16 protein-coding genes are annotated in these 17,829 nt (G+C 56.1%); 8 read left to right on the forward strand and 8 right to left on the reverse strand.

Annotated elements, in window-relative coordinates; translation table 11 throughout:
• Positions 1-3: 3 nt before the first annotated feature.
• The 4 genes from RQI55_RS13365 to RQI55_RS13380 all read right to left on the reverse strand — a co-directional run bounded on the left by RQI55_RS13365 (position 4) and on the right by RQI55_RS13380 (position 3,944).
• Positions 4-1,536, reverse strand: coding sequence for an acyl-CoA carboxylase subunit beta (locus RQI55_RS13365; RefSeq protein ID WP_311272813.1), 1,533 nt, complete (start codon positions 1,534-1,536; stop codon positions 4-6).
• 97 nt (positions 1,537-1,633) lie between these two features.
• Positions 1,634-2,389 carry an amino acid ABC transporter ATP-binding protein gene (locus tag RQI55_RS13370; protein WP_311272814.1) on the reverse strand — a complete coding sequence of 252 codons (756 nt, stop codon included), beginning with the start codon at positions 2,387-2,389 and terminating at the stop codon, positions 1,634-1,636.
• Entirely contained in the window at positions 2,386-3,066 is a 681-nt protein-coding gene (locus RQI55_RS13375; RefSeq protein WP_243257679.1) for an amino acid ABC transporter permease, read from the reverse strand. Before RQI55_RS13375 ends, RQI55_RS13370 begins: the two co-directional genes overlap by 4 nt.
• A 104-nt stretch (positions 3,067-3,170) precedes the next feature.
• Entirely contained in the window at positions 3,171-3,944 is a 774-nt protein-coding gene (locus tag RQI55_RS13380; RefSeq protein WP_042616442.1) for an amino acid ABC transporter substrate-binding protein, read from the reverse strand.
• 347 nt (positions 3,945-4,291) lie between these two features.
• Between RQI55_RS13380 and minC the strand changes: the two genes are divergently transcribed.
• From minC to minE, 3 genes are read left to right on the forward strand one after another with little or no spacing between them, the layout of a single operon-like run.
• On the forward strand, positions 4,292-5,023 hold the full coding sequence (minC, locus tag RQI55_RS13385) for a septum site-determining protein MinC (RefSeq protein WP_042616441.1): 732 nt from the start codon (positions 4,292-4,294) through the stop codon (positions 5,021-5,023).
• A gap of 33 nt (positions 5,024-5,056) precedes the next feature.
• Positions 5,057-5,869, forward strand: coding sequence for a septum site-determining protein MinD (minD, locus tag RQI55_RS13390; protein WP_042616440.1), 813 nt, complete (start codon positions 5,057-5,059; stop codon positions 5,867-5,869).
• On the forward strand, positions 5,866-6,126 hold the full coding sequence (gene minE / locus RQI55_RS13395) for a cell division topological specificity factor MinE (RefSeq protein WP_042616439.1): 261 nt from the start codon (positions 5,866-5,868) through the stop codon (positions 6,124-6,126). Before minD ends, minE begins: the two co-directional genes overlap by 4 nt.
• A 57-nt stretch (positions 6,127-6,183) precedes the next feature.
• Here minE and RQI55_RS13400 read toward each other — a convergent pair whose 3' ends face one another.
• The gene (locus RQI55_RS13400; RefSeq protein WP_311272815.1) at positions 6,184-7,389 is read right to left on the reverse strand and encodes an MFS transporter; all 1,206 of its coding nucleotides are present in this window, start codon (positions 7,387-7,389) and stop codon (positions 6,184-6,186) included.
• A 113-nt stretch (positions 7,390-7,502) separates the two neighbouring features.
• Here RQI55_RS13400 and RQI55_RS13405 point away from each other — a divergent pair, with 113 nt between their 5' ends.
• On the forward strand, positions 7,503-8,348 hold the full coding sequence (locus RQI55_RS13405) for a helix-turn-helix transcriptional regulator (protein ID WP_311272816.1): 846 nt from the start codon (positions 7,503-7,505) through the stop codon (positions 8,346-8,348).
• Positions 8,349-8,361: 13 nt separating this feature from the next.
• Here the strand turns inward: RQI55_RS13405 and RQI55_RS13410 are convergent, their stop codons facing one another.
• Entirely contained in the window at positions 8,362-9,261 is a 900-nt protein-coding gene (locus RQI55_RS13410) for a choline sulfate utilization transcriptional regulator (protein WP_311272817.1), read from the reverse strand.
• Positions 9,262-9,354: 93 nt separating this feature from the next.
• On the opposite strand from RQI55_RS13410, the gene RQI55_RS13415 reads away from it, so the two are divergent.
• Both RQI55_RS13415 and betC read left to right on the forward strand, forming a co-directional pair.
• Positions 9,355-10,308, forward strand: coding sequence for a choline ABC transporter substrate-binding protein (locus tag RQI55_RS13415; protein ID WP_311272818.1), 954 nt, complete (start codon positions 9,355-9,357; stop codon positions 10,306-10,308).
• 15 nt (positions 10,309-10,323) lie between these two features.
• Positions 10,324-11,838, forward strand: coding sequence for a choline-sulfatase (betC, locus tag RQI55_RS13420; protein WP_042616434.1), 1,515 nt, complete (start codon positions 10,324-10,326; stop codon positions 11,836-11,838).
• A 499-nt stretch (positions 11,839-12,337) separates the two neighbouring features.
• Here the strand turns inward: betC and RQI55_RS13425 are convergent, their stop codons facing one another.
• The gene (locus RQI55_RS13425; RefSeq protein ID WP_042616433.1) at positions 12,338-14,044 is read right to left on the reverse strand and encodes a PAS domain-containing methyl-accepting chemotaxis protein; all 1,707 of its coding nucleotides are present in this window, start codon (positions 14,042-14,044) and stop codon (positions 12,338-12,340) included.
• Positions 14,045-14,750: 706 nt separating this feature from the next.
• On the opposite strand from RQI55_RS13425, the gene RQI55_RS13430 reads away from it, so the two are divergent.
• Together RQI55_RS13430 and RQI55_RS13435 are read left to right on the forward strand one after the other, a co-directional pair.
• Complete coding sequence (locus RQI55_RS13430) at positions 14,751-16,385, forward strand: ATP-binding protein (protein ID WP_202905896.1); 1,635 nt, start codon at positions 14,751-14,753, stop codon at positions 16,383-16,385.
• Entirely contained in the window at positions 16,382-17,092 is a 711-nt protein-coding gene (locus RQI55_RS13435; protein ID WP_042616432.1) for a response regulator transcription factor, read from the forward strand. Before RQI55_RS13430 ends, RQI55_RS13435 begins: the two co-directional genes overlap by 4 nt.
• Positions 17,093-17,100: 8 nt before the next feature.
• Here RQI55_RS13435 and RQI55_RS13440 read toward each other — a convergent pair whose 3' ends face one another.
• Positions 17,101-17,664, reverse strand: coding sequence for a hypothetical protein (locus RQI55_RS13440; RefSeq protein ID WP_042616431.1), 564 nt, complete (start codon positions 17,662-17,664; stop codon positions 17,101-17,103).
• Between the last annotated feature and the right edge of the window lie 165 nt (positions 17,665-17,829).

Below are 17,829 nucleotides of genomic sequence, written 5' to 3' on the forward strand. Positions count from 1 at the left end.
TCCTCACAGCGGAATCGTGTCGTGTTTCTTCCAATGCGTCGTCACCTGCTTGTTGCGCAGAGATGCGAACGCTCGGGCGATGCGGCGGCGGGATGAGTGTGGCATGATGACCTCATCAATGAAGCCGCGCTCTGCGGCAACAAAGGGGTTGGCAAACCGCTCCTCATATTCCTTGCTGCGGGCCGCAATCTTTTCCGGATCGGACAGTTCTGATCGGTAGAGAATTTCCGCCGCACCCTTTGCCCCCATCACGGCAATTTCCGCTGTCGGCCAGGCATAATTCACATCGGCACCGATGTGCTTGGAGGCCATCACATCATAGGCGCCGCCATAGGCTTTGCGGGTAATCAGCGTTACCATCGGCACCGTCGCTTCCGAATAGGCAAACAGCAGCTTTGCGCCATGCTTGATCACGCCGCCATATTCCTGCGCCACACCGGGCAGAAAACCGGGCACATCAACCAGCGTCAGCAGCGGAATGCTGAAAGCATCGCAAAACCGCACGAAACGTGCCGCCTTGCGCGAGCTGTCGATATCAAGGCAACCGGCCAGCACCATCGGCTGGTTGGCCACAACACCCACGGTCTGGCCTTCAAGGCGGATGAAGCCGGTCAGGATGTTCTTAGCAAAGGCTTCCTGAATCTCAAAGAAATCGCCTTCGTCTGCCAGCGCGTGAATAAGCTCCTTCATGTCATAAGGCTTGTTGGAACTATCAGGAATCAACGTATCCAGCCGCTGTTCCAGCCGCGCCGGATCATCATGAAACGGCCTCGTCGGTGCCTTCTCGCGGTTGTTGAGCGGCAGGAAGTCAAACAGCGCACGAACGGCCTCCAGCGCCTCGATGTCATTGTCATAAGCACCATCGGCCACGGATGATTTTTTGGTGTGAGTGGATGCCCCGCCCAGTTCTTCCGCCGTGACGATTTCATTGGTCACGGTCTTCACCACATCCGGCCCGGTCACGAACATGTAGGAGGTGTCGCGAACCATGAAGATGAAGTCGGTCATGGCGGGCGAATAGACCGCACCGCCGGCGCAAGGGCCCATGATGACAGAGATCTGCGGTATCACGCCCGAGCATTCCGCATTGCGCCTGAACACCTCTGCATAGCCCGCAAGCGATGCCACGCCTTCCTGAATGCGCGCGCCGCCGCTGTCGTTGAGGCCGATGATGGGCGCACCGACGCGCACGGCCATATCCATGACTTTGCAAATTTTCTGCGCATGGGTTTCAGACAGTGATCCGCCCAGAACGGTGAAGTCCTGGCTGAACACATAGACCTGCCGGCCGTTGATGGTGCCCCAGCCGGTGACCACGCCGTCGCCCGCAACCTTTTGGCTTTCCATGCCGAAATCCACCGCGCGGTGGGTCACATACATGTCGTATTCTTCGAAGGAGCCTTCGTCGAGCAGCACCTCGATGCGTTCCCGCGCCGTCAGCTTGCCCTTGGCGTGTTGCGCATCGATGCGCTTCTGCCCGCCGCCCAATCTGGCCTGTGCGCGGCGCGCTTCCACTTCTTCAAGAACCGTCGGCATGCAGCCTCCCCATGCGAATGTTTTCAATCCTGACTTAGATATCAAATCCGGAATTGAAAACAGTCTACGATGGTCTCGATTGCCGATTTTTATCGGTTCAAATTGTCTGTGCCGCGTTGATCGATGAAACGAAGCGGCGCGTGCGCTCTTGGCTCGGGGCGCGGAAAATCGCATCGGACGAACCGGTCTCGACCACTTTGCCCGCTTCCAGAAACACGACATTGTTGGCAATGCGGGAGGCGAGGCGCAGATCATGCGTTGCCATGACCATGGTCGTGCCCTCGCGGGCAAGCTGGCCCAGCACATCAACCACTTCCTCGGAAAGTTCGGGATCGAGCGCCGATGTCGGCTCGTCGCAGAGCAGCACCTGCGGAGATGGGCCAAGCGCCCGCGCAATCGCCACGCGCTGCTGTTGGCCGCCGGAAAGATTGGCTGGCCATGCATCGGCCTTGTGCGCCATGCCGACCTTGGTCAAAAGCTCCATGGCGCGCTCGCGTGCCTTTTCGCGAGACCATTTCTGGACGATCAGCAGGCCTTCCATCACGTTTTCAATCGCAGTACGATGCGGAAACAGCTGGAAGTTCTGAAACACCATGCCGGTCTGACGGCGGATTTTCTGGATCGATTGCCATGAAACTCTGCTGCCTGCGGTAAACGTCGTTGCATCGTCGCCAATGCGCACGGTCCCCTCTGTCGGCAGTTCCAGCAGGTTGATGCAGCGCAGCAGCGTGCTCTTGCCGCCACCGGAGGGGCCAACGAGTGCCGTCACGCTGCCATCTGGAAAGCTCAGCGAAATGTCTTTCAGAATAACCGCATCGCCAAAGCGTTTTTCGATATTGGAAAGCTCGATCATCGGCTGTTCTCCATTATGCCGCCATACCGGGCAAACCGCACTTCAAGCCGTGCCTGCAATGTCGAGAGGACAGAGCTCAAGACGAGATAGATGAGGGCAGCCAGAATATAGAGAATGAGCGGTTCATAGGTGGTGGCGACGATTCTCTGGGCCGATTGAAACAGCTCCGGCACAGTGATGGCTGCTGCAAGGGACGTATCTTTTACCAGCGAAATGAAGGTGTTGGAGAGAGGCGGCACTGCCACCCGGCTCGCCTGCGGCAGGATCGTCCGCTGCATGGCCTGACGCCAGTTCATGCCTGTTGAAAACGCTGCTTCCCACTGGCCCTTCGGAACGGATGAAATCGCAGCCCGGATGATTTCGGACGTATAGGCACCAACATTCAGTGTGAAGCCGATCAAGGCTGCCGGAAAGGCATCAAGAAGAATCCCAATGCTGGGTAGACCATAGAAGATCACGAAAAGCTGGACCAGCAAAGGTGTACCCCGGATCACCCAGACATAGAAGCGTGCCAGCAACCGCAGCGGGGCAGGGCCGAACAACCGAGCTACGGCGGTGGCAAGACCAAGGGTCAACCCGAACGCAAACGACAGAAGTGTCAGAGGAATGGTGAATTTCACGCCCGCCCAGAGCAGCGTTGGCAAAGAATCCATCATCAGTTGAAGCCAGTGCGGCACGGCAAACCCCTTCAGAAAACGCGAAATCCGGCGCCATGCGCCGGACCCGTGATGTTGCTGGATAATGGCCTGTTTCACTCACGCAGAACAGGCTTTACGTCAGCTTATTTGGAAACGTCCTGACCGAAATATTTGTCGGAAATGACCTTGTAGGTGCCGTCAGCCTTGATGTCAGCCAGCGCCTTGTTGATCGAAGCAACCAGCTCATCGTCACCCTTGCGCACGATGATGCCCGAATAGTCAGCGCCGGGCTTTTCAGCCACGATCTTCACCGGAGCCTGCGGCTGCTTCTTTTTGAAATCAAGGAAGGAGAGGCTGTCATTGATGGTCGAATCGGCGCGGCCGGTCAGAACCAGCTGGATCGACTGGTCAAAACCGTCAGTACCAACCAGTTCAGCACCAGCTTCCGTGGCAATCTTGCCGAAGTTGCTGCTCAGCGACTGCGCAGACTTCTTGCCTTTCAGATCCGCAAAATCCTTGATGTCGGTGTTTTTCTCACTGACGATCAGCACAGCCTTGGATGCAATGTAGGGCTCGGAGAACGCATATTTCTGCTTGCGCGCTTCGGTAATGCCAACCTGGTTGATGACCGCGTCATAACGCTTGGCATCCAGACCAGCGATCAGGCCGTCCCATTTGCCTTCCACGAATTCGGCTTTCACGCCAAGCTTCTTGGCAACGGCTTCGCCAATTTCCACGTCGAAACCAACCAGCTTGTTGGCTGCATCGTGGAACGTGAAGGGCGCGTACGTGCCTTCGGTGCCGATCTTCAGAACGCCTGCGGACTTGATCTGGTCAAGGTTCTCGCCTGCAAATGTCGGTGCGAACATCGCAGCATTGATAGCGGCCGCGGTGGTGATTGTCTTGAGCCAATTCATAATGTGCCTTTCAGGATTTTCTTGTGATGTCTTCTCACAATTCCTGCCCGTTTAAACGGCAGAAAGACGCAAAAAGATGCAGCTTTTTGGAATATTTTTCTAACGTATAACAGCACCTAACCTAACAGCCGATGGGAGTGCCCATGCGAGTGAGGAAAGCTGTCATCGCTTGCATCAAGCGAAAACAGAATCACATGGAATTTCAGCACTATGCGCGCTTTTTGGCTCCGTTAAATCCGGTGTTGTCAAGGCTGTCTCGGGGTTAATTTCAGTGGTGCGAAACAGGACTTGTTAACCATTTGTTAACCGTATCTACGCTACCTAATATCAATGATTTGTTTACCAAGATGACCAAAGTGCTAACAGACACCTCACGTTCCATCCGTATCAAAGGCCGCTCGTTTCTTGCGGTCGTGCTTTCGCCCGAACAGCCTTTGGATCACTGGCTGGAGCGGCTTGACGATCTGGCAGCACGGTCTGCCGGGTTCTTTCTGTCGCGCCCGGTTGTGCTGGATGTGGCGGAGTTGAAGCTGGACAAGGCGGGGCTGAAAGCCCTGCTGGCAGAGCTTTTCGCACGCAACGTTGCCATTATGGGGATTGAGGGTGCGCGCCCTTCGATGGTCGAACCTGGCATGCCGCCAGCGTTGAAGGGTGGTAAGGCCGCCTCGGATGTCGAGCCGGTCTCGCTCGCCACCGTCGAGATTGCCGATGAACCGGTCCGCCCGGCGGTGACGGAAATCCGTAGCGTGGTGCAGTCGTTGATGATCAGCGAACCGGTCCGCTCCGGCCAGTCCATCGTCTTCCCTGAGGGTGATGTGACGGTGGTTGGGTCGGTGGCCTCTGGTGCAGAGGTCATCGCGGGTGGCTCCATCCACATTTATGGCGCACTGCGTGGCCGCGCCATGGCCGGCTCCCTCGGCAACGCTTCGGCGCGGATTTTCTGCAAGAAGCTGGAGGCAGAGCTGCTGGCCATCGATGGCGTCTACAAGGTTGCTGAAGATATCGATCCGAAATTTCGTGGTCAGGCCGTCCAGCTTTGGCTGGAAGATGACACGATCAAAGCGGACAAACTCAAATAAGCCGCATGCGGCAAAAGCGAACAGGAGAGCAGTATGGGGAAGGTAGTTGTCGTTACGTCCGGCAAGGGAGGCGTGGGCAAAACCACATCGACTGCCGCGCTCGGTGCAGCGCTGGCACAGAATAACGAAAAGGTCGTCGTCGTGGATTTCGATGTCGGCCTGCGCAATCTCGATCTGGTCATGGGTGCGGAACGCCGCGTCGTGTATGACCTGGTCAACGTCATTCAGGGTGACGCAAAGCTCACCCAGGCGCTGATCCGCGACAAGCGCCTCGATACCCTGTTCCTTCTCCCGGCCTCGCAAACACGCGATAAGGACAATCTGACGCCCGAAGGTGTCGAATGGGTCATCGGCGAACTGAAGAAGCATTTCGACTGGGTCATCTGCGATAGCCCTGCCGGCATCGAGCGCGGCGCGACGCTTGCCATGCGCCATGCGGATGTCGCCGTTGTCGTTACCAACCCGGAAGTGTCGTCCGTGCGAGATTCCGATCGCATCATCGGCCTGCTGGACTCCAAGACGCTCAAGGCTGAACGCGGCGAGCGCATGGAAAAGCATCTGCTGCTGACCCGGTACGATTCTGCCCGTGCCGAGCGTGGCGATATGCTGAAGGTCGAAGACGTGCTGGAAATCCTGTCCATTCCGTTGATTGGCATCATTCCAGAAAGCATGGACGTGCTTCGCGCATCCAACGTCGGCGCGCCGGTTACGCTGGCAGACGCCAAGTCGCCGCCTGCGATGGCGTATTTTGATGCGGCCCGCCGTCTGCGTGGGGAAGACATTCCCATGACCATCCCCGGCGAAAAGCGTGGCATCTTCGCCAAGTTCTTCGGGAGGGCCGCATGAGCATTTTCAACCTTTTCCGCAAACAGAAATCGGCACCTCTTGCCCGGGAACGGTTACAGGTTCTGCTTGCCCATGAACGCAACGGTGCTGGCAACGAGCTGGTGGCCCTGCTGCGTGAGGAAATTCTCGCCGTCATCGCCAAGCATGTTCAGATCGATAGTGACAAGGTTCACGTAAAGATGGACAGCGACGAGCATGTCTCGGTGCTGGAGATCGATGTGGAAATTCCACTCGCTGCACATCTGCGCGCAGCCTGATACCAGAGCATAAATAAAAAGCCGCCCTGATTTCCATCCGGGCGGCTTTTCGTGTCTTCACGCTGCGCGTTTGCGGCTTGGCAATTGCGGCAGGAACACCGTCAGCAAGCCCAGAAGCGGCATGTAGGAGCAGATGCGGTAGACGAATTCGATGCCTTCCCGGTCGGCATACACGCCCAGAACCGCCGCACCAATGCCGCCGAAACCGAAAGCAAAGCCAAAGAACATGCCCGCGATAAGCCCAACGCGCCCCGGCACCAGTTCCTGCGCAAACACCACGATGGCCGAGAACGCAGAGGAGAAGATGAAGCCGATCAACACGACGAGAACGATGGTCCAGGCCAGGTTGGCATAGGGCAGCATCAGCGCAAAGGGTATCACGCCGAGGATCGAGAACCAGATCACAACGCGTGAGCCGAACTTGTCACCAATCGGCCCGCCGAAAAACACACCCGCTGCCGATGCTCCGAGGAACAGGAACAGCAGCAACTGCGCATTTTGAACCGAAAGACCGAATTTCTCGATCGTATAGAAGGTGAAGTAGCTGGAAAGGCTTGCAAGATAGGCGTTCTTGGTGGCAGTCAGAATAATCAGCACCAGCAATGTCAGCATCACCGTGTTGCGCGGCAAAGGCAAGGCGCGGCTCACAGGGGCACGGCCTGCAGTGCTGCGGCGGTGGCGGCTGTACCAAACGCTGACCCATGAAAGTACGGCAAATCCCACCAGCGCAATCAGCGAAAACCAGCTGAGGCTCTGCTGGCCCATCGGCAGAACGATGAAGGCGGCCAGAAGCGGCCCGATGGCCGTGCCGGTATTGCCACCTACTTGAAAGAAGGATTGGGCCAATCCGTGGCGACCGCCGGAGGCCGAGCGCGCCACGCGCGATGCCTCAGGGTGGAAAATGGCCGAGCCGATACCGATCAGGCAGGCGCCGATGATCAGAACCGAGAAGCTGTGGGCATATGCCAGCGTAAACAGCCCCGCGCAGGTGGAAAGCATTGCAACCGGCAGAGAAAATGGCATCGGCCATTTGTCTGTGGCAATGCCCACCGCAGGCTGCAACAGCGAAGCTGTTACTTGAAAGGCAAAGGTCAGCAGGCCGATCTGGACGAAATCCAGCGCATAATTTTCCTTTAGCAGCGGGTAAAGCGATGTCAGCAGAGATTGCATGATATCGTTCAGCATGTGGCAGAAGCTAGCCGCCGCAATAATGGAAAAGGTCGTTTTTTCAGCAGAAAAGCTCGTGCTGCTCACACTCGCCATGGGGTTCTCTCCAGATGTCATGCACGTAAGGCAATTTTAATTGCGGCCCTTGTACGCGCATTGTCTGCGGCCTGCTTTTGTGCTGTGGTCTAGTTTTTACGCGAGTGGGCCAAATGAGTGATGTCGGTGCAGAGCCTCTGATTTCAGTGCGCGGTGATGAGCATGACCTGATGCTCGATTTCATCGATGGCAATAATGAATCCCTGCTGGCCCTTCGCCGCCTTTATGCGGAAGGTTTCAAAAGCCCCGTTCACTCGCATCGCAAGACACAGCTGTGGTTTGCCCGAAGCGGTGTCGTCATCGTCAGCTCGGGCGATGGCCGATGGATGCTGCCGCCGGGCCACGGCCTTATCATTCCCGCAGGCTTGCTGCATTCAAGCGAAGTCATCAGCGAAGTCGAAATGCACTCGGTCTATGTGCATCCTCACGTTATCAATCCGGCCAGACCCCGTGTGGTCGAGGTCACGGTGCTCGCGGCAAATCTCATCGCGGAACTGGTGCATGATGAGGATACCAGACGAAAGGGCGAGCGCAGACGCGCATTGGTGATGGAACTGCTGATGGATGAAATCAGCCAGCTGCCAGAAAAGCCGCTTGGTCTTCCCTTTCCCTCACATCCCAGCATGGCGGCCCTCTGCCGCCACTTTCTCAGCGCCCCCGCCGCAAATGCGAGCATTGATGATTGGGCCCAAACGCTGGGCATGAGCCGCCGCACATTCACACGCATGTTCCGGGCAGAGACCGGCGTCAGTTTCGTTACATGGCGTCAGCAAGCCTGCATTTTTGCCTCTCTGCCGCGCTTGGCAAGCGGCGAAACCGTCACGAATGTCGCGCTGGATGCGGGCTATGAAAACGTCTCTGCCTTCACCACCATGTTTCGCCGTATGCTCGGCAGCTCTCCCAGCGCCTATCTCAAATCCTCAGGTATGCGGCAGGCTAAGGAACCTGCGGTGTCGTAGGTCCGCAGGAACACTACTGCGGCGCCGCCAGCCCATGCAGCCAGTCGGCGAGTTTTAGCGCTGCTCCTTTCCTGTCTTTGCAGCCCACCAGCCAATAGCCACGGTCGGGCGCTTGCAGGGTTGGCCCAACGCCAACCAGTGCACCGCTTGCCACGAGGTCGTCCACAAGTCCTGCCCACCCCAGCGCGATGCCCTGCTTGCCAATGGCTGATTGGATGACAAGCGAATAGGTGTTGCAACTGATGTCACCCCGCCCGTGCTCCGGGGCTCTAGCCACTCCCAGGCTTGCAAGGTAGCTGGACCAGTCGAACCATATCGATGACCATGAACTCTCCAGATGGATGAGCTTCATTCCGGCCAATTGCTCAGGCGTAACCCCGTCAGGGTTCCCGTCAAGAAAGCCCGGCGCACAGACCGGTCTCACCCGTTCTGGCACCAGCAAGGTTCCGTCATCCCCGGCATCGGCGCGGGAACCGAAAACGACAAGCACATCATCGTCGGTCGCAGGGTGGCGAGGCGGGTTCTGGCTTGCCGTGATCTGGATATGGATGTCGGGAAATTGCGCCCTGAATTCCTGCATGCGCGGAATGAGCCAGAGAGACGAGAAAGCATAATCGGTATGCAAACGAACGGTGGGTCTCGAAACGCCCTTGATTTCGCCAGTGAGCGAATCGATCTCCAGCACATGCCGGCTGACGACATCGTAAAATCGCAGGCCCTCCGGCGTGAGTTCCACCCCCCGGTGTTGCCGTTTCAAAAGCCGGATACCCAGCTCATCCTCCAGCCGACGGATTTGATAGCTCACCGCTGGCTGGGTCAGGCCCAACTCCTGCGCGGCGGCCGTCAGGCTTCCACGTCGGCCAATCACCTCCAGCATCCGCATCCATCCAAGGTTGATAGGGCGTTCTGCCATAAGGATTCCTTTTATTAGCTATCAAAAATTATCCGCTTCACGGCAAAGATCAATCCGTTGTTCATTGAAAAATCAGAAATCGGAGAGGTGGCAATGAACAAACGTTCGCGTATTGGGCAGATAAAGTCAGGCATTCTCTTTCTTGCCGCATCCTGTGCCGGTCCTGCACTGGCGGCCGATGCTCCTGAATGCAAGACGATTCGCATGAGCGATCCCGGCTGGACGGATATTACAGCGACCAACGGCGTCGCATCCGTTGTGCTTGAAGCGCTGGGGTACCAGCCGGATATCAAGACCTTGTCGGTGCCCATTGGATACCAGTCCATGAAAAACGGCGACATAGACGTGTTTTTGGGCAACTGGATGCCCGCGCAGAAATCCTTCGTGGATGATCTCAACGCTGCCAAGGCCGTGGAAGTCATCGGCCAGAACCTGGAAGGCGCCAAGTTCACCCTCGCCATTCCGTCCTACATGGCAGAAAAAGGCATCAAGGACTTTGCTGATCTGGCAAAGCATGGCGATGAGTTCGAAAAGAAAATCTATGGCATCGAGCCGGGCGCGCCTGCCAACCAGAACATCCAGAAAATCATCGCGGACGAGAAGTTTGGGCTGAAAGGCTGGGAACTGGTCGAGTCTGGCGAACAGGCGATGCTCTCTCAGGTCGATCGTGCGGGCAAATCCAAGAAGGGAATCGTCTTTCTGGCTTGGGCGCCACACCCGATGAACGAGAAATTCTCCATCGAATATCTCTCCGGCGGCGATGATTATTTCGGGCCTAACTTCGGCGGTGCGCAGGTTTACACGCTGGCCCGCACTGGATGGTCGGCGCAATGCCCGAATGCTACGGCTCTGCTCAAGAACCTGACATTCGATGTCAGCATGGAAAACAAGCTCATGGGCGAAATTTTGGATGGCCAGACCGCGACGGATGCCGCCACAGCGTGGTTGAAAGCCAATCCGCAAGCCATCGATACGTGGCTTTCCGGTATTACCACGCTGGATGGCAAACCCGGTGCGGAAGCCGTAAAGGCTTCAGTGGGCCTTTGATTTCAGGATAAATAGATGGCGCGTCAGAATATACTCATCCTCATGGTCGATCAGTTGAACGGAACGTTCTTTCCTGATGGGCCTGCGGATTTCCTCCACGCGCCGCATTTGAAAGCATTGGCAAAGCGCTCCGTTCGCTTTGCCAATGCCTATACGGCAAGTCCTCTCTGCGCCCCTGCGCGGGCATCCTTCATGTCCGGACAATTGCCAAGCCGCACGCGGGTCTATGACAATGCGGCAGAGTTCGCATCGGATATCCCGACCTATGCCCATCATCTGCGCTCTGCCGGCTATCACACCGGTCTTTCCGGCAAGATGCATTTCGTCGGCCCCGATCAGCTCCATGGCTTCGAAGAGCGGCTGACGACGGATATCTATCCCGCAGATTTCGGCTGGACGCCTGATTACACCAAACCCGGTGAGCGCATCGACTGGTGGTACCACAATCTAGGCTCCGTCACGGGGGCGGGCGTGGCAGAAATCACAAACCAGATGGAATATGACGACGAGGTTGCCTATCACGCAACCCGCAAACTCTATGACTTGTCGCGCAGATTGGACGACCGCCCCTGGTGCCTCACTGTCAGTTTCACCCACCCGCATGATCCCTATGTGGCAAGGCGCAAATATTGGGATCTCTATGAGAACTGCCCGGCTCTCGACCCGCAGGCCGAGGCTCTGCCTTTTGCGGAGCATGATCCGCATTCACAGCGATTGCTTGAAGCCTGCGATCACAGCGCATTCGATATAACGCCTGAACAGGTGCGGCGAGCACGGCAGGGCTATTTCGCCAATATATCCTATGTGGATGACAAGATCGGTGAACTTCTCGATGTGTTGAAACGAACGCGGCAAGATGAAGACACGATCATCGTGTTCCTGTCGGATCACGGCGACATGCTGGGAGAGCGTGGCCTGTGGTTCAAGATGTGCTTCTTCGAGGGATCTGCACGCGTGCCCCTGATGATCGCTGCGCCCGGCTGGAGTGCAAGGCAGGTTGAAACGCCCGTTTCCACGCTGGATGTAACGCCAACCTTATGTTCCCTCGCGGGTCTCGACATCACATCGTTGAAACAATGGATGGATGGTGAAAACCTCTCAGGCTTGGCTCGGCAGACAGAAGGGCGCAGCGCAGTGCCCATGGAATATGCGGCCGAGGGTTCGGTGGCCCCATTGGTGGCGATACGCGACGGGCGCTACAAGCTCACAATCTGCGAGCAAGACCCTCCCATGCTGTTTGATCTCGAAATAGATGCGCATGAGCGCAACAATCTGGCCAATGATCCGCAGTACGAGAGTGTCCTCGCATCCTTGATGGCGCAGATAAACAGCCGCTGGGACCTTAGCATGTTTGATTCGTCCATCCGCGAAAGCCAGGCCCGCCGCAGGGTCGTCTATCAGGCCCTGCGCAATGGCGCCTATTATCCCTGGGACTACCAACCCCTGCAGAAAGCCTCCGAGCGTTACATGCGAAACCACATGGACCTCAATGTTCTGGAAGAAAACCAGCGATATCCTCGAGGCGAATGATGGGAAACGCCAAAATGGCGTTGCCCAACTTTGCCAAATACGTTATCCAACCTGCGAAATGTCCACGTAGCTCAGTAGGATAGAGCACAGGATTCCTAGTTGGAAATTGGGGGCTGCACGACGAAAGTGTGTAGTCGATTTGCTCAAATTCGGGGAACGCTTCGCTGAACTCTCAGCATGCCAATCCCGAGCCAAGCTTCGGAGAAATCCGTTGAAGGTGTAGAGACTGGATGGGCAACACCTAAAGGCCTCGGCCCATGGTGAAGGGACAGTCCAGACCACGAACGCCCTCGGGCGGCGGTTAAAGCCGAAGTGGTATGAATCCTGGGGTCGGAGGTTCGAATCCTCTCGTGGACGCCATCTCTCTCCAAGAGCCAATTCATTGGGCGAGCCAAACTTCATTCTGCTCTCTACCTCACCTAATGGGCGATTGGTGAAGCAAGTCTACGCGATGGATTTATTGCCCCACCGCGTAGAGTTGTGAAGTAAGCTACCGTGCTCAAGCTGCGCGGTCTGACCTGTATTGACCGGCTTGCCTGTTGCCTGCATTGCGGCTTTGGTCGCCCAGATTGAACTGGCCGATCATGCTTTGAAGCTTCGTCGCTTCGCTGGCGAGCGTTGAGGCTGCGGCACTGCTTTCCTCCACCATGGCCGCATTTTGTTGCGTTGTCTGATCCATGCTGTTGACCGCGCCGTTGACCTCCAGCAAACCTGTCGACTGCTCGCGCGCGGCTGTGGAAATCGTCACGACATGGTCGTTGATTTCAACGATCTGCTTGCTGATGGTGCGCAAGGCACCGCCCGTATCAGACACCAGCTTTACGCCGGTCGATACTTCGGAAGCCGAATTCTGAATCAGCTCCTTGATTTCCTTGGCGGCTTTGGCCGAGCGCTGTGCGAGTTCCCGCACTTCCTGGGCGACAACGGCGAAACCTCGGCCGGCTTCCCCGGCGCGTGCCGCCTCTACACCCGCATTCAGGGCCAGCAGGTTGGTCTGGAAGGCAATTTCGTCGATGACGCCAATGATGTTCGAAATCTTTGAGGAGGAATCCTCGATCCGGCTCATCGCATCAACGGCTTGCGCCACCACATCGCCAGACTTCTCTGCATTGTTTTTGGCAGAGCCAGCCACTTCACGTGCTTCCTGGGCTCGCTGCGCAGATGAGCTGACATTGGCGGTAATTTCTTCCAGTGCCGCTGCCGTCTCCTCCAGACTTGCCGCCTGATTTTCCGTCCGTTTGGACAAATCACCGACACCCTGGCCGATTTCTCGCGTGCCCTGGTTGATCACATCAACACTGACGGAGATTTCCTTGAAGGTATCGCAGAGCTGGGAAACTGACCGGTTGAGGTCATGCCGAAGAAACTCGAATTCGGGCGCGAAGGGTTCTGTCAGCGAGAAGCCGAAATCACCGGAACAGAGACGCTTCAGGGCATCGCCAAGCGAACTGACCGTCTGCACCCGGTCTGTGACATCGGTTGCAAACTTTACGACCTTTACGACCTTCCCATTCATGTCGAGGATTGGATTATAGGAGGCCGAGATAGTGACCTCCCGACCAGACTTTGTCCTGCGTTTAAATTCAGCCGCCTGGTAGCGGCCTTCACGCAGCGCGGTCCAGAACTTCCTGTAGTCCTCCGAAGACTGATGGGCCTTGTCAACGAAGATGCTGTGGTTTTTGCCAACGATTTCGCTTTGGGTGTAGCCCATCAACTTTAAAAAGTTTTCGTTGGCTCCAACGATCTGTCCATCCACGGTGAATTCGATGATGGCCTGTGAGCGGCCTATGGCAGCGATCTGGGCTGTGTAATCGAGATTGAGCAGGCGCGCTTTGGCATCCGCCCATTCAACGACGAAGCCAACGGTTTTGGCTCCCTGCTTCAAGGGTGTCACGAGCAAATCGAACACACGGGTTCCGACCGTGATCGTCGCGCTGTGGCGTTGTTTTAGTGCCGCCAACATGTTTCGTTGATGAGATGGATTTTTGTGGAAGACATCGATATTGGCACCGATCAGCGTTGCCACGCTGAATTTCGGCAGTTCCTTCTTCAGGTCGCTTTCCGCCTCTTTGAGGAGCTCGACAACTGCGGGATTCATGTATGTGATGTTCAGCCCCGCATCCGCGATCATTACATTGGCTTGTAATGCCTCCAGTGCGAGCGTCCTGGCGGTTGTCTTTGCATTTACAAAAGAGGCGAGGCTCATGTTCCGTCCCTTAGTTGCTTGCCGGGACGCTGCTTCAATGCGCGTAGACCGGCCGCTTCCCGTGGAAATACAAATATTGATTAATAAGGTTAATTAATTGATTATTGTTTTATTTAATACGTAGAAAAGCCAATAGGAATTGACATATATCAAAATTTGTATTCGATTGTAGATCGATATTTGAAATTTATATTGGAAAATCATTTCTTGAAAAATCAAAATCGAGTTTTGTAATATTCGTAAACAAAGAATATTAAAATTAGCATTTTTGTATATTAATTTATTGATTTTATTTCAATGGTTTATATTAGGATATAGGTCTATACTCGAAGAGTGTGTTTAGTGTGGGGTTTCCTTCGCTGAAATTTAAGAAGAAAGCGGAAATGACGTCGTTTTCTTGGAGTAATTGGCATAATGAAGTAACAACACCTTCGCAGAATTGTGGAGATGTTGCGTCTGTTTACAGACTGGATCCAACCGAGAACAGGTCTTCAGCCCCGGCTTCCAGCACAATCGCGTGGACTGGCTCTTCAATCGCACCGTCTCGCTCTCACAGGCGTCGCGTTTAAGCTCGATTTTCCAATGATAATCGTGCTGCCTCAAAGTGGGCAAGAAGCTTCCTATAAATTCGAGCGTCATTCCCGATGAGGCATGACGGCTAGCCTTTGGGCTGGTTTGCTGGGCCAGCAGATTGGAATGGAGCGCTATGACAATAAGGCGGTTTGACTTCACGATGCGGCTGGTCGCGGCTTTCGCGGTGCTGGCAGTTCTCATCGTGTCCCAGGGGGTTCTCAATCGTCACATCGCCAACCAGGCAGAACAACAGGTCCTCCGTGGTCGATATGCGGGAGACCTGCTGTCCGGCTTGCTGGAGCTTTCCGCCACCAAGCAGAGGTTGCGGGCCTGGTCTTTGAGAACGCTGATTGGCGCGCCGCACATACCGGGCGATGGCGAAATGCTGCGCGCCCATATGGCGGAAATTATCCAGCAGATCAGGCTAATCAGTAAGGATGCGCGGGAGTTTGATCGTTTGGCCGGTGCCTCCACCGATGATGACGATGTCCGTGACGAGGCGCTGCAGCTTATCTCCGACAGCGTTATCGCGCTGAAGCCCGCCATTGAAGACATCAGATCCCATACGGGCGCAGATGATGCGCGCACCGCCTGGGCCTCTATAGAAACTGTTTTCGATCAAGGGGCAGGGCGAGACCTGCGTGAGGTGCTCAATGACACGATTGTCAAAGAAAGGTCGCAGCTCAGTGTAAAGCGTACGAATGCCGATCTCGCGCTCTCACAACTCAATCGCGTCCTCGCGGCCATGACGCTCATCATAGCGGTGATCGGCATGGGGCTGGCCTATGTCGTCGCCAAGGCCATCCGCCGTCCCTTGCAGCAGATGTCGGAAGGGGCGAAAGCTTATGAGGCTGGTCACTTGGAACATCGTATTCCGGTAACGACATCAGACGAGTTCGGCGCCTTTGCGACCAGCATCAATCGCATGGCATCCGAGCTTTTGCTTCGTCGAAACGAAGAAGCCAACCAAAGGGTCGTTCTGGAGCAACAGGTCAAGGAGCGCACTGCCGCTCTGGAAGATGCCCTATCCCGGTTGCGCGCTTCTGAGGGGCGCCGTCGCAGTTTGCTGGGCGATATCAGCCATGAATTACGCACGCCCACCACTGCGATCAGGGGCGAAGCCGAAATCGCCTTGCGCGGCCAAAAGGCGGATGATGATTATCGCGCGTCACTCCGGCGGATCGGGCAGGCCGCCAGCCAGATGGGAAGTCTGATTGACGACCTTCTGATGATGTCGCGTGGCGAAGATGAGACATTACCGCTCAACAGGGAGCCGATCGATATTGCAGGTCCGCTTGAAGAGGCCCTTCTAAGCGCCGCTACACTGGCCAATCAGAGAAGCATCACAATCTCCACGGATATTGAAGATACTGAAATGATCGTGTCGGCAGACCCGTTTCGCATCCGGCAGATCATCGCGATCCTGCTTGATAATGCCATCCGTTACTCACCGCCCAATGGTCAGGTTAATGTTCGGTCTCGTGGCACGGCAGGCGCGTGGGAACTGGTTATTCGGGACCACGGAATTGGCATCGAAGCCGATGCCCTGCCGCATGTTTTCGAACGCAATTTCCGCGGCGTCAATGCAAGGCTTCACCGCCCCGAAGGCACGGGTCTGGGATTGTCCATCGCCAGGCATTTGACGTCCGCCCATGACGGCACAATCTCGCTTGAGAGCAACAGCGAGCAGGGAACAGCAGCCACGCTTCGCTTGCCGTTGACGCACGCCCGAACCGTCCTTGAACCCGTCGTGGAGAAGACGAAGTGAACATATTGGTGATAGAAGACGATCCAAGGGTGGCCGATTTTCTGGAGCGCGGATTGCGCGCCGAAGGCTACAGCGTCACGGTTGCCCGGGATGGCCCTGATGGCATCGAGAAGGCGCATGATTTATGGCACGAATGGCGCAGCACGGGCTCTAACGGCGCCATTCTGCTTGATGTCATGCTGCCGATCATCAACGGCTCTGATGTCTGCCAGACGCTCCGCGCCAGTGGCATATCGGCCCCGATCTTGATGCTGACGGCGCTGGGTTCTGTGAATGATCGCATTTCAGGATTGCGAATGGGCGCTGACGACTATCTCGTCAAACCGTTTTCGTTCGAAGAATTGCTGGCAAGGATAGAGGCGCTGATGCGCCGCCCCGTTGACATGCGTCCGCTGGAAACAAAGATATTGTGCGTTGGGCCGCTGGAACTAGACCGGGAGTCCATGCGCGTTACCGTCGAGGGAAGCGAGATATCGATGACCGCGAAGGAGCTTGCCCTTCTGGAATTGTTCATGTCCACCCCCGGCAGAGTGCTGAGCCGGGAACGGATTTTGGCGAATATCTGGGGCGCAGGCGAAGATCCGCTGACGAATGTCGTGGATGTCTATGTGCGCCGCCTGCGGGCAAAGATCGACCGGCCTTCAGATAGTTCATCCTGCATCACGACGGTGCGCGGCATCGGTTATCGTCTCGAACAGGGCCGGTAGGTGCTACATTACTTGGGTGAATAAGGCAGCGAAGAATGATGCTGAACGATACGGACGGTGCCTTGGTCATCCTTCTTGAATGTCCATGATTTATCCACCGTCGTCACCTTGCCGTCTTTATCGGTAAAGGAGACATTGCCGAGCGTGGTCGCAAACTCACCATCAAGAAGAATGGCAGCGTTCTTAACGTCAACTTCCTTCCAGCCCTTCAAGGCAAACCCCGTATCGGAAGGGTATTTAGGGTTCTGACCGACAAAGTAGGATAGTGCACCCTCGCGGTCGGTCCGGAAGGTCTGTGGCTCCTGCGTAAGCGTCGGCTTGAACAGCACCGGGCCCAACTGGTACCCATAGGCCGCATCGATCACTTTCCCGGCCATTTCCTGCGCTGATTTCACGCCTTTTTCCTCGTATTCGCGTGAAATCGCAACGAGGGCCTCGCCCCAGGCTTCCTGGGTCTTGATGACTTCAGCTTCGGTGATCGTTCCGTTGTGAATCTCGACGGCGTTCACGCCACCGGCCGTCATGAGCAGAGCAGTTCCAGTCACGGCAGTTGCCTTGGCTATCCAGCACATATGTAAGTGTCTCCTGTTTGATTGCTCATTACGAGCGACAACAGGACTATGCGTTTCTTCCCTGAAGCAGGCATGGCTGCTTTATGAATGGATGATGGATAGAAGATTACGATTGCGCTCGCCCATCTCGCCATATCCGAGTTGGGCAAGCGCGTGGGGAGGTTT

Origin of the sequence: Rhizobium sp. WCS2018Hpa-16, assembly GCF_031843705.1 — a bacterium.
Classification (GTDB): Bacteria; Pseudomonadota; Alphaproteobacteria; order Rhizobiales; family Rhizobiaceae; genus Agrobacterium; species Agrobacterium tumefaciens_C.